Raw genomic sequence first — 13418 nt, 5'->3', positions numbered from 1 at the left:
TTAAATGCAGATTAAAAAATGGCAACTTTTTTTTAAAAAATAAAAACTATAAATTTTTAACTAAATTTAACTATTCTCTTTTATAGATGCAAAACCACTTTCTTTTTCTATAGTAATAGTTGTTTGATTGCCACGTTTATCAGTTATTGTTATACTGCAATCTTTTTTAACAAGTCTATCGTATGGTCGCTTTATACCACCGCCAACTGTGCTTATTGACCACATCGGTCGTCCCATTTCATCAAAAGCGATTTTTTTCTTAGCATTTCCTTTTACACATCCGCCAGACAGAGTTACATCTGTTATACCAAATCTTTTTTCTATATTTAGCTCTTTGTTTATCTTTTTGCAGTCACCACCTGACATACCACTCCAGCCAGCTGTTAATAACTTTCCAGTCTTATAAATATCACTTGCAAACTCATCTTGAGAATTTGGATTTCCGGTCATACTTTTATCATAATAAACGCTATATTTCCAAGTTTGCTCATTATTTTTATCAACCGAACAACCATCTACTTTATCTTTTGCAAAAGCTATCGTCCAGCGCTGTTTTGCCCATCCTTTTTCAGTGATAGAATATTTATCATCCTGCATAGCGAGGTGTTGAGTGTATCTTATATGAGTTAGGATCTGATTTGCGGCTTCTTTTGAGGCATTTCTATTTAGTTTTGGGATCATAATGGCAGCTAAAATTCCAACAACAACAATAACAAAAACAAGCTCTATCATCGTAAAAGCTCTTTTTTTCATATTTTATCGTTCCTTGATATTGAAATTTGCAACTACTTTTCCCATTTTTTCTATACTAAATTTTGACTTCTCATCTAAATCGGCACTTGCTAATAAATTTTTAGAGTAGCTTTTTGTTTTTATCCCATAAAATTTAAGCCTAAGAGCAAGCCTTGTGTCATCAGTCGCAATATCTTGCACTCCAGCCTCTTTTAGTTTATCTGCCAGCTCTTTTGCTACATCAAATTTATAAGTGAGATGTTTTGTAGGATCGTTTAAAAAGATGTAAAAAATTTGATTAAAGATGATCGCTGACCAGTTAAATACCAAAAAAAGCATCACTAAACCAGTGCAAATTTTGTGTCCTTTTCTAAATTTTGGCAGTCTCACGCGATAAGAGTTGAAAAAAACTCTTACCATAAGTGGCGTTGCGATCACGCAAAATGGCAAGAACTGCTCAAGCTCTAGCCTTTGGCGCACAGAGACTATCATACAAAAGCAAAATGAGCAAATGGCGATAAACCACAAAAGATCCTTCTTCTCCTTAACCCAAATTCTATAAATCGTATATACAAAAAAAATAAAGACAAATGGCGAAAATACAGCAGCAAATATGCCAAAAGTATCGATAAAGTGCCCACTTGGTCTGCCATTTGTTTCAAAGCCAAAAAAGTAAAGTGTCAGAAAAAATAAAATGGCACTGAGCCAAGCAAGTGGCGGCTTTCTTTTATAAAGTGCAAATATAAAAAATCCTGCATAAAATATCAAAAAATCGCCATCTATGAAAAAGGCTAGGCAGAAAAAGAGACTAAATAAAATTTTCTTTTTAATATGAAAAAGATATATGCACAAAAGCGCTAAAGTGATGCAAATTCCAGCGTTATTTATGATAAGGGCTGAAGCTAGTGTGCCAGGGAGTAGCACAAAAAGTAGGACGGCTATGATCCTGTCAAACTCAAGCTTGATGTAAAATTTGCTCACCTTATACATCAAAACCACGCTTGCGATGTGAAAAAAGATCATCACGCCTCGCACAGCAAGGTCATTTTGACCAAAAAAATGGGCGCTTAGTTTTAAAATATAGCCAAGAAGGCTGTGCTTTTGAAAGAAAATTTCAGCCTCGTTGTAGCTTATACTAAGAGAATTTGCCGCATAAAGCAGAAAAACAAAATCAATCAAACATATCAAAAATACGCTAAAAGCGATGTGTCTGCTAGCAAATTCTCTAACTCTTTCTAACAAATTTAGCCCTTAAATATGTATATCCCAGAAAAACTCAACCCAGTCATGAGCCTCTTTTACCTTAAATTCAGGCAAAAGCAGAGCCTTTTCTTTATAAAATACAGTCGCTATCTTTATATCTAAATTTGGATAGCGTTTAAGCAGTTCTCTTTTTATCTCGACCATGCTCTCGCCGCTATCGATGATATCATCAACAAGCAAAATTTTAGTGTATTTGCTAAGATCTGGCACGTTAAAAATTTGTATCGTATCAAGCTTGTTTGTATCCTCGTAGTGGATAGAATTTAATGTAAATAAATTTCTATTTTCAAGCGCAACAGCTAGCGAGTGACCAAGCGTTAGACCACCCCTTGCCACAGCTAGTATCACCTCTGGATCAAACTCATCTTTTATCTGTTTTGCCATCTTTTTAGCATCAACGGCAAATTCATCGTAGCTATAAAATATCATCTTTCATCCTTATCAATGCACTAAAAATACGATAAAACTAATGAGCGCTAGCACAACTACGCCTAAATTTATATCGCTAAATTCTCTCTTTATGAGCTTAACTATGACGTATGACATAAAGCCAAATGCAAGACCGTTTGTGATCGAGTAAGTAAGCGGGATGAGCACAACTATGAAAAATGTCGCAACGGCGATGGCTGGATCTTTGAAATTTATGCTAGCAAGCTCAGCAAACATAAGCACGCCAACCATTACAAGGATCGGATAGATGGCGTTACCAGGGATCGCTTTAAAAAGTGGCAACATAAATAATGTAAGTATAAATAAAAGTCCGCAAAATACAGCCGTTAGACCAGTCCTACCGCCCTCTTCTACGCCGCTTGCACTCTCTACAAACGATGTGGTCGTACTTACACCTACAAGTGAGCCGGCTGCAGTAGCAACAGCGTCAGCTTCAAGAGTTTTTTCAAGTTTTATGACGCCATCTTTTTTGTTTTCGTCAAATATCCCTGCCCTCGTGCCAACGCCAGCTAGCGTGCCTATCGAGTCAAAAAGATCGGTCACAAAAAATGTGATGACAACTGGTAGCAAGGCTAGGCTAAAGGCACCTTTTATATCAAGCTCTAAAAATATCGGTGAGATAGAGGCTGGAGTTGAGAAAATTTCTTTTGGATGAGGAGCGATGCCAAGCACCCAAGCTATCACTGAAGTAGCAAGCACAGCTAGGATAAATGCGCCCTTTATCTTCCATGCCCAAAAGCAAACAACCAAAAATAACCCCAAAACGCCAAGAAGCACGTTTGGATCTTTGAAATTTCCTATGCCAACTAAAACCGCATCGTTATTTACGATAAAGCCCATTTGCTGAAATGCCACAAAGCTGATAAATGTGCCTATACCAGCGCTTATCGCTCTTCTTAGATCAAGCGGAATGGATCTTATTATCCACATCCTAAAATTTGTAAAAGATAAGACGACAAATATCACGCCACTTAAGAAAACAACGCCAAGAGCCGTTTGCCAAGGCACTTTCATACCGATGCAAAGACCAAATGTAAAGTAGGCGTTAAGCCCCATGCCAACGCTCATCGCAACTGGCGTGTTCGCCCAAAGACCATTTAATACAGTAGAAAATATGGTAATTAGCGCTGTTGCAGTGATTAATGCCTCATAAGGCATGCCAGTTTTGCTCATAATGATCGCATTTACCGGCACAATATACATCATCGCTAAAAATGTCGTAAGTCCCGCTCCAAATTCCTGCTTCACACTCGTTTTGTTTTGTGCTAAGTCAAAAAATTTCACCCCAAGCTCCTTTAGTAAATTTTAAGTTCGTTATATAAGCTGTCACGCTCAACCGGCGTAAAACCAGATGTTTTAATAAGATCGCAAAATGTCTTTAGTGTAACACCATTTGCGCTATTTGCACCAGCTGCACTTTGTATGCTCTCTTTTTCTATCGTGCCATCAAGATCATCAGCGCCAAATTCCTGAGCGATCATCGCCAAATTTAAGGTCGATGTAGCCCAGTATGCCTTTATGTGTGGGACATTATCAAGCACCAAGCGAGATATCGCCATAGTCTTTAAAATTTCAGCCGATCCTAGAAATTTCACATCTTTTAAGTAGTTATTTTCTCTTTGATAAACTAGCGGGATAAATGCATTAAATCCGCCAGTTTCGTCCTGCAAGTCCCTTATCCTTAGCATGTGATCGATCCTATTTTCGCGGCTTTCTATGTGTCCAAAGAGCATTGTTGCGTTGCTTTGTCTGCCTTTATCGTGCCACATTTTATGGATCTTTAGCCAGTTCTCGCTACTTACTTTGCCTTTGCAAATTTTAGCCCTGATCTCTTCATCAAAAATTTCAGCCCCACCCCCTGGCATGCTATCGACGCCGTATTCGAGCATCTTTTCTATCACCTCATCGTAGCTTAAGCCGTAATGCCTTGATAAAAAGTCGATCTCAGCCGCCGTCATCGCCTTTACATGAAGCTCTGGATGAGCTGCCTTTATCTTTTTAAAAATTTCTAAGTACCACTGCCAGCCGCTAGTTGCGTTGTGGGCGGAGACAATGTGTATCTCTTTTGCGCCGTGGCTAACGCTCTCATCAACGATCTTTAAAATTTCTTCGTGGCTCATTAAGTATGGATTTGGATTTTTTCTGTGGGCTGAAAATGCGCAAAATTTACAGATATCAGCACAGATATTTGTTGGATTGATATGGCGATTTACATTAAAAAAGACCTTGTTGCCGTGCAGTTTTCTGCGCTTTTTATCGGCAAATTTAGCCAAGGTAAAAAGATCAAGCGCATAAAGCGAAAAAGCCTCTTGCTTGCTTAATCTCTCGCCACTTTCTAGTTTTTGTAATAGATTCATTATTTATATCGTCCTAAAGCTGAACTTAAGGCTTCATTATAAGCAAATAAAGCTTTGTTTTTGCAAAAATTATGTAACATTTGCCAAGATATTTTTAACAATGGAAACACTAAATGCTAGCTGATAAAAGTGCCAAAAATAGCGATAATTATTCAAAGATCAAAGAGAAATTTCTTGATTTTAAGGCAAATTTGCCAAAACATTTTCAAAAAAATCAAGGCAGAAATTTCACAAATTTCTTAGCCAAAGAGTATGATGATTTTATAAAATCTTATTTAAATGAAACTATGCGAGAATTTTTTGATGAGTTTGTACCACAAAACGACAGCTTTGCCTTTAGCGTTCTAGCCACTGGCAAATACGCCCAAACGCTACTTAGCGCAAATAGCGAGCTTGAAATTTTGCTAGTTTATAAAAATTTAAAGGGCTACAATATAAAAAATTTCTTAAAAGAACTTTCTGAAATTTTAGATAGCTCTGGCATGAAATTTGTGATAAAAAGCGCCGAAGTGGATGAAATTTTTATAAATTTCAAAGATGACCTTAAATTTAAAAGCGAAACCTCGCAACTTCGCTACATCTGCGGCTCAAAAAGCCTCTACCGCTTAGTAAAAAGCGAGATCATAAAGATAAAAGAATTTGATAAAAAAGCCTTTTTAAACTACCATTTAAAGGCATTTTTGCCATTTTCTAGCATAAGCTACTTAGCGCAAGAGCCAAATTTAAAAAGTGGCTTTGGTGGGATCGATGAAATTTACCGCTTAAACTGCATACTAAACTGCCTTGATAGCGACGTTTCGGTTAGATCACAAGCTCTTAAAGTGATGAATGAAAAAGAGATAGCTAGTTTTAATCTAAATGTGGATTTTTTACTAAGCTTGCTAAGTGCTTTAAATTTAACCCAAAACACCGACACATTTAGCGCTTCAAGTGTCGAGATCACGACAAATTTTATGCAGACAAAGTCCAAAAAGCTGCAAGACAACGAAAGCGTCATCAGTCAAAAGATGCTAAGCTCGATGAATAATGTAGCTATTTATTCAAGATTTATCGCAGCTTCGCTTTGCAGGCCATTTTTCAAAAGCGAGCTAAGTTTCGAGCAGAGAAAATTTGCTAGGCTAAAAAATGGCTTTTACGAGATAAATGGCGTCATCTACGTGCCACTTCACAAAAAGCCAGCCCTTATCGAGGATCTCATAAATGAGCTTTTGGAGCTAAAAGATGTGGATTATAAATTTGATATAAGCGCGATCTTTTATATCAAGCGAGCTATCATCACAAAAGATGGCTTAGAGCGCGCTATAAGCGAGTTTAAGAAGATATTTTTAAGAGAAAATTCCTACGCTATCTTAAAATCCTTGCTCGATGCGCAGATGATACAAATTTTGATAAAACCGATGGAGCACATCTCTCAGCTAGCAGAATATGACGGCTATCACGAATTTACGGTTGATGAGCATAGCATTTTAAGTGTCAAATTTCTTGAAAATATAAAAGATAAATTTATAAAAAATCTCTACTCCGAGCTTTGCTTGGAGGGCAAAACGATGCTAAAGATCGTGACGCTTATGCATGACGTTGGCAAAGGACTTGGCGGCAAAGATCACGCAAACATCGGTGCAAACATCTTTAGAGCCTATGCTAACAAGCTAAATTTAAGCCAAAAAGCTATCAACGTCGGCGTCATCTTGATAAAATACCACACCCTAATGAGCAACGTCTCAAACAGAGAGGACATCTACTCGCAGCGCGTCATATTTGCCTTCATATCAAAGCTTGGCGACAAGCAGGTCTTAAAGCTGCTTTACATCCTTAGCTACTGCGTGATAAACGCCACAAATGAGAGGCTTTACAACGCCTACACAGCAAAGCTTTTAAGAGAGCTTTATGAAATTTCTCTTAGCGCATTTAGCGATGAAAATTTACTTGATGAAGCGACAAGGCGAGTAAAAAAAGAGCAGTCTATAAAACGAAATAGCGAGTTTTTGGCGCTTGAGCCAAAGCTACAAGAGAAAATTTTTAAGATCACATCAAATTTGGTCTTTACAAAATATAGCGCGAGTGAGATCATAAATTTAAGCAAAGTGGCTGACAGCCTAAACGAAACCGAAATTTTCATAAACAATAGTAAAAATTTAAGCATTCAAATTTATACAAACAAGAGCCTAAATTTAAGCGCCCTGCTCTATGAATTTGCTAAATTTGACCTTGCTTATATGGAGATATTTGAGCTTTTTGAGAAGAAATTTTATATCAGGCTTGACTTTAACCAAAATGTAAAAAATCATGAGTTTGAAAATACTAAAATTTTAGCCCTAAAATCCCTAAATAGCGAGGTTTTAAGAGAGCCTTTGAAACCAAATATTAACAAAGATGAGATAAACTTCGAGCTAAATCACTCAAAAGATTACGCCAAACTTAGCATCAACGCAAAAGATCAGCGCGGACTAATGGCTTATGTGATGAGTGTTTTTGATAGGCTTCATTTTCAAGTCACGAGTGCTAGAATTCAGACGGTTAAAAATAGAACGAGAAATCTCTTTTTGATCGAGAAAAACGAGCGACTTGAGAGTAAAGGCGAAGAGATATTAAATTTATTAATAAGCGAGTAAAACATGTGTGGAATCGTAGGATACATCGGAGATAAAGAGAAAAAAGAGGTCATTTTAAGCGGTCTAAAAGAGCTTGAGTATCGCGGATACGACAGCGCTGGTATGGCTGTGATGAGTGATGGCAAGATCGACTTTTTCAAGGCTGTTGGCAAGCTTGAAAATTTAGCCCTAAAGACAAAGGACTTTACATCAGAGGGCTTTGGCGTGGCGATAGGTCACACACGCTGGGCGACTCATGGCAAACCAACTGAGATAAACGCTCACCCACACCTTGGCGAGCACTCATTTGTCGTTCATAACGGCATCATCGAAAACTACAAAGAGCTTAAAGATGAGCTTGAGGCAAAGGGCGTGAAATTTGTCAGCCAAACCGACACCGAAGTGATCGTGCACCTTTTTGAAGAAATTTTAAAAGAGAAAAAAGACCCATTTAAAGCTTATGAGGCGACTATCGCAAAGCTAAGAGGCGCTTATGCGACACTACTTATCACCAAAACTGCACCTGATAAGATATTTTTCGCAAAAGATGCCGCTCCTATGGCGATAGGCAAAAGCGACAAAAAAGAGTTATATTTTGCTTCATCAGATGCGCCGTTAATCGGTAACGCAACAGAAGTAGCATACCTTGATGATAACAACTACGGCTACGTGAGCTTAGACGAGATAGCTGTTTTCAAACACGGCAAAAAGGCTAGCATAACATTTAATGCTTTGCCAAAAGATAAGAGCTATGCCCAAAAAGAGGGTTATACATTTTTTATGGAAAAAGAAATTTACGAGCAAGGCGCTGTCGTATCTGAAACCATCATGGGCAGAGTTAAAAACCACAAAGTGACCCTTGAAAATTTAGACGATGAATACCTAAAAGGCATCGATGATGTCGTGCTTTGTGCGTGCGGTACGAGCTACCATGCAGCGCTAACTGCAAGCTATCTTTTTGAAAGACTTGCTAAAGTTAGAACAAAGGTCGAAGTGGCAAGCGAATTTAGATATAGAAAGCCTTATCTAAACAAAAACTCGCTCTTCATCGTCATCTCACAAAGTGGCGAAACAGCCGACACACTTGAGGCACTTAGGATCGCAAAAGAGGCTGGACTAAAGACGCTTGCGATTTGCAATGTCGATAACTCATCTATCGTTAGACTAGCTGATAATACGCTTCTAACTCGCGCTGGCATCGAAAAAGGTGTGGCAAGTACAAAGGCCTTTGCAACGCAGATCATCGTACTTTGGATGCTTGTGCTTCAAATGGCATCAGCAAAGGGTTCTATCAGCAAAAAAGAGCTTGATCACGAGATCAAAACGCTTCTTCACATCCCACAAATTTTAAATATAGATAACTCTTTGCAAGAGAAGCTTCACCGCCTAAGCAAGCACTATTTGCACGGTCATGGCTTCTTCTTCATCGGTAGAGACATCTTCTATCCGCTGGCACTTGAAGGTGCGTTAAAACTTAAAGAGATTTCATATCTTCACGCCGAGGGCTATCCATCAGGTGAGATGAAGCACGGACCTATCGCGCTTGCAGATGAGAAGCTATTTACGATCGCTTTAATGCCTCAAAATTTGTTATATGAAAAGACAAAAAGTAACGTCGAAGAGCTCGCTGCAAGAGATGCATATATCCTAGCGATAAGTCCGCTTGAGTTTGAACTAAGCGATGACTACGTAAAAACTAGCGTTCAAGATCACTATATGAGCGAATTTTTTGAGATGATGCTAGTACTTCAGCTGCTTGCACTTGAAATTTCTGTTAGACTTGGCAACAACGTCGATATGCCAAGAAATCTCGCAAAAAGCGTAACTGTCGAATAATTTATGCGGCTAGCATCTTGCTGGCCGCTTAAATTTTACTTTTATATTTTTCTTTTAAAATTTAAGTTTTCACAAAATATTATTTTCTTATAATATTTGCACTTCTAATTACATTAAAAAGGATCTTCATGAAAAAGAGATTTTTAGCATCTAAGGTCTTTAGCAGCGTTGCCGCTCTTTGTTTATTTGCTGGATGCGCTAGCAGCAATAGCGGTGTAACTGGTGCCGCAGCAGGTGATACAGCAAAAAATGCCAACACAAAAATCGAGCGTTGCAGCCAAACGCTAGGAACATTGTCTTTTTACGAAGATCAAAGTAGCTCATGGTACTCATATCTAACTAGAGATTATCAGCTTGGCTCAACCGTACCAGTGCTAAGGATCTTAGCTCAGCAAACTGGCTGCTTCGTCATAGTAGAGCGTGGCAGAAGTATGGATAATATGATGCAAGAGCGCGCGCTTGAAGCTAGTGGCGAGCTAAGAAAAGGCTCTAAATTTCACAAAGGTCAAGTCGTAGCGGCTGATTATACCATGCAGCCAGAGATCACATTTAGCAAAGAGGATACTGGCGGTATCAGCGGACTTGTAGGCGCTGTCTTTGGTAACGTTGCTGGCAAGGTAAGCGGAGGCTTTTCAAAGAGCGAAACACAAACATCTTTACTTCTCATAGACAACCGCTCAGGCGTACAGATCGCTGGCGCAGTCGGCAGTGATAGCAACTTTGACTTCTTTGGCATGGGGTCAAATTCATTTTCACGTGTGAGCACTGGACTTGGTGGCTACACAAAGACACCAGAGGGCAGGATGATCGTAAATGCCTTTATGGATGCAATGAACCAACTTATAGTCGCGCTAAAAGACTATAAAGTCCAAAATGTAAAAGGCGGTCTTGGCAAAGGCGGAAATATAAAAATAGGAGACTAAGATGAAATTTATAGCCATTTTGTTTTGTACATTTACGATGTTGCTAGCTGCTAACTATACTAAAAAGATAGAGATCGGGCTTTGCAAACTTATAAACGAAAGAGAAATGGCTAAATTTTATGGCGACACGAGAAACTATGACGCCCTTAGTAAAAAGATAGACGGATATAAATTTCGTTTTGGATTAAAAGATTTTGATGAGGATAGTTGCCGCATGAGTGGCTACTATCCTGTTGATCCAAACTATGCGCCATATCCGCCTAACTACCGCCCATACTATCAAAATGAGTACGAAAGATTTGATAGATTTCAGCGTAGTTACCGCGGAGGCTACTATAATGATGACGACTACGATGATGGTTTTGAGCGTGGATATAGACGTGGCTACAATGACGCTAGAAGAGAGTATAGAAGACCTTATAGATAGGCGAAAGCCATAATCTTTAAAGAAATTTGATGAAAAACCTGTGGATATGGCAACATCCTGACTACCCAATTTCTTTCGATAAAAGTGCAATAGACATCCTTGCAAATAAGCTAAAACAAGATCACGAAATTTTAAAAGAGATAACAAGTAAGACCAGCAGAGATGATCTTTTAAAGGCGCAAATTAGCGCACTTGCAGATGAAATAATAAGCTCATCTCTCATAGAGGGCGAAAGGCTTAATAAATCAAGCATTCGCTCATCGGTAAAAAAGAGACTGGATGAAAATTTTGACTGGCTAGCCGACACTCATGCGACCAGACATAGCGATAATCTAGCCTCGCTAATGCTTGAAGCAAATTTAAACAAAGCCCCTATGAACTTCGAGCGGCTACATGGCTGGCACAATGCCTTGTTTGAATATAGCCATAGCAAAATTTACAAGATAAAAAGAGCTAAATTTAGAGATGATGAGATGAGCGTCGTCTCAGGCTCACAAGAAAATGTGCAAATCCACTACGAAGCCTTGCCAACAGAGCGCATAGAAGATGAGAAATTTTTTAAATTTTATCAATAAAAATCACGAAAACGCCTATGTAAAAAGTGCCTTAGCGCACCTTTGGTTTGCAATCATCCATCCTTATGATGACGGCAATGGCCGCATGGCAAGGGCTTTGGCAAACTACTGCTTGGCTAGTGAAAGCATTAAGCCGTTTTCTATCTCGAGCATTATTTACGCAAATAAAAAAGATTATTATGAAATTTTAGAGCAGACAACAAAGCTTGAAAATAATTTAATCTTTGACTTCACAGCGTGGATAAAGTGGCATTTAGAAGCGGTAAATAGCGCCACGAAACAAGCTATAAGCTCATTAAAAAGATAAAATTTCTATCAAATTTAAGAGCCAAAGCCCTTAAATTTTATCTTTACTTAGGATTTTTGCGAGCTGCTCTTTGATCTCGTCATCAAATTCGCTCACACTTATCACACCCCTACTCTCGCACATCTTAGCGTCATTTACCTCGCAGTAGCCACTCAGCGCGTTTTTGTATCCGCCCCTTATGCAAGCCTCTCTATCCTCTAAAAATCCAGCCCCGCCAAGGATGAGCATGCCAAGGTCAAAGCCGATCTTAAATTTCGCGCTCGCTGAGCTTTTTATCCAGCTTAAAAATATCTCATCATACCTTAGCCCAAGCGCTCCAACGCCATCTGGCACGACCAAGATATCCACGCCATAAAGGCTCTCAGCGTAAATTTCAGGATGAAGCCTGACGCCAAATTCATCGACTATCTCAGGCTTTAGGGCGTAGGTTTTGATGTTAAAACCTTCAAATTTATGCAAAAAATCATAAATTTTGGCAAAGCTTAACAAATTTATCTTGTCAAACATCAAAATGCCAACTTTCATGTTAGCTCCTTTTAATGAAGTGCCTCATTTAGCTTGATTGCCCTTTTGCTCGCACTTGCAGTGATCTGACCTGTTTGGCTATTTTGTCTAAAATGAAGCCCGTTTAACCCGCCAAGCTCAAGCGCTTTGTAAATTTCAGCTTCAAATTTAAAGTTAGGATTTAGCTTAGCTAGCTTTTCGCGCTCACTGGCTGAGATATAGACCTTTGTGCCCTCAAGCACCGCTATGCCAGCATCCACGATGCAGTTATCACCAAGTGGCACGCCTGTGACTGAGTTTGCGCCAAGCAAGCAGTGTTTGCCGATGCTTACAGGATTGCCGTTTGTGCCGCTTAGCACGCCAAGTATGCTAGCTCCGCCACCAACGTCGCTGCCCTCGCCCACGACGACAGAACTGCTAACCCTGCCCTCAACCATCACGCCACCAGTCGTGCCTGCGTTAAAGTTGATATAAGCAGCTCCTGGCATGACGACCGTGCCAGGATGCACAGCAGCGCCCATGCGGACTTTGGCAGCGTCTAAAATTCTCGTGTTATCAGCTGGGATGATGTGACTTAGAAATCTTGGGAATTTATCCACGCTCACGATCGCTGGATACTCACCAAACATCTTTAGAGAAATTTCATTTTCTCTTAGCCACTCAAGCTCGATCGGGATATTTTGGCTAGTCCATGCGACATTTGGTAACACTCCAAAGGCTCCATCAAGCACGATCGTCCTAGGTGCGACCTTGCCAAGTGAGATCAAGTAGAGCTTGAGATAGACGGCCTCCACGCTAAGTGGCTTTGCGTCATCGAACAAAAATACAAGCTTAAATTTATTCTCATTTAGCTCAAGATCGTCATCAAATGCCATCTTCACAGCGTGTAAATTCTCCACGTTTTTATGCGATTTTATATCTTTTTCAAAGACGCCAAAGAGCTTGCTAGCCTTTTTTACTACCTTTGGCGTGAGATCAGCGACAAACTCGGATGCATCAAAATCAACCTCAACATCGCACTTTTGCAAGGCGTAGATAAAAGCAGCTGCGCTTAAAAAGCTCTCTTTATAATTTACAACGGCGTAACTTGCTTGCAAAATTTTGTCGCTATTTTTTTGTCCGCGATCGACCCTTGCGATGCCAAAAGCAACTGGATCTTTGTAACCATCTTTTTTTCTAAATTCTTCAAAAAATTCCTTAAATTCGTTTGCGTCTTTAAACTCTTTAGACATCTATTCTCCTTTAAATTTTTTCTTAGTCTAGCCAAAAATGGCTAAAAATTTTATGATTTTGGATGTTTAAAAAGTTGATAAAACTAAAGTCCAAGCGACTGCTGCAACACATAGCTTACAAATTTGCTGTTTTGGGCGCAAAACCTAAAGCAGCAAAATTTAATCATTTAAAAAACTCTAGCGCCTCTTGATCGCAGCCAATACATAAAAACAAATTTTAC

General features: G+C 39.2%; 13 protein-coding genes. 6 read left to right on the top strand and 7 right to left on the bottom strand.

The features are described from left to right. Positions 1-66 precede the first annotated feature (66 nt). Genes MTT09_RS04210 through mqnE form a run of 5 tightly spaced genes read right to left on the bottom strand, consistent with a single transcriptional unit; the run spans position 67 to position 4805 of the window. A complete protein-coding gene (locus MTT09_RS04210) occupies positions 67-753 on the bottom strand; it encodes a pilus assembly FimT family protein (protein WP_429802717.1) in 687 nt (228 codons plus the stop codon). A gap of 3 nt (positions 754-756) precedes the next feature. Next, positions 757-1974: a hypothetical protein gene (locus MTT09_RS04205; protein WP_429802715.1), complete on the bottom strand. Its 1218-nt coding sequence runs from the start codon at positions 1972-1974 to the stop codon at positions 757-759. Between the two features lie 9 nt (positions 1975-1983). Then, the gene (locus MTT09_RS04200) at positions 1984-2424 is read right to left on the bottom strand and encodes a phosphoribosyltransferase (protein WP_012001533.1); all 441 of its coding nucleotides are present in this window, start codon (positions 2422-2424) and stop codon (positions 1984-1986) included. A 12-nt stretch (positions 2425-2436) separates the two neighbouring features. Beyond that, positions 2437-3729, bottom strand: coding sequence for an NCS2 family permease (locus MTT09_RS04195; RefSeq protein ID WP_149700969.1), 1293 nt, complete (start codon positions 3727-3729; stop codon positions 2437-2439). 11 nt (positions 3730-3740) lie between these two features. Beyond that, a complete protein-coding gene (gene mqnE / locus MTT09_RS04190; protein ID WP_429803707.1) occupies positions 3741-4805 on the bottom strand; it encodes an aminofutalosine synthase MqnE in 1065 nt (354 codons plus the stop codon). A gap of 110 nt (positions 4806-4915) precedes the next feature. Here mqnE and MTT09_RS04185 point away from each other — a divergent pair, with 110 nt between their 5' ends. The 6 genes from MTT09_RS04185 (at position 4916) to MTT09_RS04160 (ending at position 11461) form a co-directional block, all read left to right on the top strand. Beyond that, positions 4916-7414 carry an HD domain-containing protein gene (locus tag MTT09_RS04185; protein ID WP_429802712.1) on the top strand — a complete coding sequence of 833 codons (2499 nt, stop codon included), beginning with the start codon at positions 4916-4918 and terminating at the stop codon, positions 7412-7414. A gap of 3 nt (positions 7415-7417) precedes the next feature. After that, positions 7418-9229, top strand: coding sequence for a glutamine--fructose-6-phosphate transaminase (isomerizing) (gene glmS / locus MTT09_RS04180; protein ID WP_107791680.1), 1812 nt, complete (start codon positions 7418-7420; stop codon positions 9227-9229). Between the two features lie 128 nt (positions 9230-9357). Continuing rightward, complete coding sequence (locus MTT09_RS04175; protein WP_429802710.1) at positions 9358-10152, top strand: CsgG/HfaB family protein; 795 nt, start codon at positions 9358-9360, stop codon at positions 10150-10152. Between the two features lies 1 nt (position 10153). Further along, on the top strand, positions 10154-10579 hold the full coding sequence (locus MTT09_RS04170; RefSeq protein WP_429802708.1) for a gamma-glutamyl phosphate reductase: 426 nt from the start codon (positions 10154-10156) through the stop codon (positions 10577-10579). A gap of 29 nt (positions 10580-10608) precedes the next feature. Beyond that, positions 10609-11154 carry a DUF4172 domain-containing protein gene (locus MTT09_RS04165; protein ID WP_429802706.1) on the top strand — a complete coding sequence of 182 codons (546 nt, stop codon included), beginning with the start codon at positions 10609-10611 and terminating at the stop codon, positions 11152-11154. Next, positions 11126-11461, top strand: a complete 336-nt coding sequence (locus MTT09_RS04160) for a Fic family protein (RefSeq protein WP_429802704.1) — start codon at positions 11126-11128, stop codon at positions 11459-11461. Before MTT09_RS04165 ends, MTT09_RS04160 begins: the two co-directional genes overlap by 29 nt. 30 nt (positions 11462-11491) lie before the next feature. Here the strand turns inward: MTT09_RS04160 and MTT09_RS04155 are convergent, their stop codons facing one another. Together MTT09_RS04155 and MTT09_RS04150 are read right to left on the bottom strand one after the other, a co-directional pair. Beyond that, positions 11492-11986, bottom strand: a complete 495-nt coding sequence (locus tag MTT09_RS04155) for a hypothetical protein (protein WP_084041531.1) — start codon at positions 11984-11986, stop codon at positions 11492-11494. Positions 11987-11997: 11 nt separating this feature from the next. Beyond that, a complete protein-coding gene (locus tag MTT09_RS04150) occupies positions 11998-13197 on the bottom strand; it encodes a tetrahydrodipicolinate N-succinyltransferase N-terminal domain-containing protein (protein ID WP_429802702.1) in 1200 nt (399 codons plus the stop codon). Positions 13198-13418 lie beyond the last annotated feature (221 nt).

It is taken from the genome of Campylobacter concisus, from assembly GCF_050447505.1.
GTDB lineage: Bacteria > Campylobacterota > Campylobacteria > Campylobacterales > Campylobacteraceae > Campylobacter_A > Campylobacter_A concisus_BP.
This window is presented reverse-complemented; position numbering and strand designations above follow the sequence as displayed.

Bases quoted from the DNA above. Each gene is read 5' to 3' on its own strand.
- MTT09_RS04210 (WP_429802717.1), bottom strand. From the start codon at position 753: ATGAAAAAAAGAGCTTTTACGATGATAGAGCTTGTTTTTGTTATTGTT.
- MTT09_RS04200 (WP_012001533.1), bottom strand. From the start codon at position 2,424: ATGATATTTTATAGCTACGATGAATTTGCCGTTGATGCTAAAAAGATG.
- MTT09_RS04185 (WP_429802712.1), top strand. From the start codon at position 4,916: ATGCTAGCTGATAAAAGTGCCAAAAATAGCGATAATTATTCAAAGATC.
- glmS (WP_107791680.1), top strand. From the start codon at position 7,418: ATGTGTGGAATCGTAGGATACATCGGAGATAAAGAGAAAAAAGAGGTC.
- MTT09_RS04175 (WP_429802710.1), top strand. From the start codon at position 9,358: ATGAAAAAGAGATTTTTAGCATCTAAGGTCTTTAGCAGCGTTGCCGCT.
- MTT09_RS04170 (WP_429802708.1), top strand. From the start codon at position 10,154: ATGAAATTTATAGCCATTTTGTTTTGTACATTTACGATGTTGCTAGCT.
- MTT09_RS04165 (WP_429802706.1), top strand. From the start codon at position 10,609: ATGAAAAACCTGTGGATATGGCAACATCCTGACTACCCAATTTCTTTC.
- MTT09_RS04160 (WP_429802704.1), top strand. From the start codon at position 11,126: ATGAGAAATTTTTTAAATTTTATCAATAAAAATCACGAAAACGCCTAT.
- MTT09_RS04155 (WP_084041531.1), bottom strand. From the start codon at position 11,986: ATGAAAGTTGGCATTTTGATGTTTGACAAGATAAATTTGTTAAGCTTT.
- MTT09_RS04150 (WP_429802702.1), bottom strand. From the start codon at position 13,197: ATGTCTAAAGAGTTTAAAGACGCAAACGAATTTAAGGAATTTTTTGAA.